Consider the following 1160-nt stretch of genomic DNA (forward strand, 5'->3'; position numbering starts at 1 on the left):
GTACAAGCTTGTTCGTATTTACCAACCAGAACGGGTTTGGTGATTCCTTCCGCAAATAATCCTGATAAGCACCTGTAAATTTCGTAATCCCTTCATGCTTAAGCAGCTCTCTGGACATGACAGCAATATCATTGGCTGTTGTATAGTGATTGGGGACCGGCAGTCCGTTGCAGTTTGAAAAATGCGTGTTTTTCATTCCTAACTGCTGCGCGCGCTCGTTCATCATTTGCACAAAATTTTCTTCTGATCCTGCAATTTTCTCGGCCATCGCCACCGAAGCATCATTACCAGATGCCATAGCAATACCCTTCAGCATTTCCTGAACCGTCATTTCTTCGCCTGGCTCAAGAAAGATTTGTGAACCTCCCATAGAGGCTGCGTACTCACTGACCCGGACTTTCTCATCCATTTTAATATTGCCTTTGTCAATGGCTTCCATGATGAGAAGCATCGTCATGATTTTCGTAATACTAGCTGGCGGAAGTTTGGTGTCTTTGTTTTTCTCCGCAATGACTGTGCCTGTGTCTGCATCCATCAGTACGGCGGATTGCGCATTAGGTGTTAAATCAACCGTAGGCGCTTTCTTCTCTTCCGCAAAAGCAACCGGTAAGATCAGCATCACACATAACTGTAAACAGATTAAACTTATTAGCCCTTTTTTTCGCATAGCCTTTGTACCCCTCCTGTGAGATATGAAGTGAAAACCAGACGCTTGCAGCTTCAATGACTGCTAATCAGTCTTGACGATTTCCCATCAAAATATTCCAAAGGAAGGAAAATAAGCATTAACAAAAAATGCGTGCCTGCTCTTTATCCAAACGACTTGCTGTCTGCACAAAAGATGTAAAATGTACAGCAATATTGAGAGGCAGTCCTCCAGCCGGCACTTTACTTGTAAAACCTACATCAAATTTGCTTATAAATCAGGAAATCCTCGATTTGCGTGGATTTTTGCTGTACCTTTTGCATCAAGATGCGCCCAAACGTCCTCTTTGCACCAAAATACCAGCACTTTTTACATCAAAAAATCTCACCTAGGTCATAATGTCCCTCTGTTCAAATAAAAAAGCTATCTCATGGGTCTGAAAACCCTAAGAGATAGCCTTTACGTGAGATTATGCTAGACAATTACATCATAAATCAACTGAACAGGTGCTGGC

The 1160-nt window shown here is 42.5% G+C and carries 1 protein-coding gene; it reads right to left on the reverse strand.

The window, feature by feature from the left end:
- On the reverse strand, positions 1 to 619 hold a 619-nt coding region (locus AC1DUA_RS38500; protein ID WP_477504702.1), incomplete at its 3' end, for a D-alanyl-D-alanine carboxypeptidase family protein.
- Positions 620 to 1160 lie beyond the last annotated feature (541 nt).

This window comes from Paenibacillus sp. 01T422 (assembly GCF_056398785.1).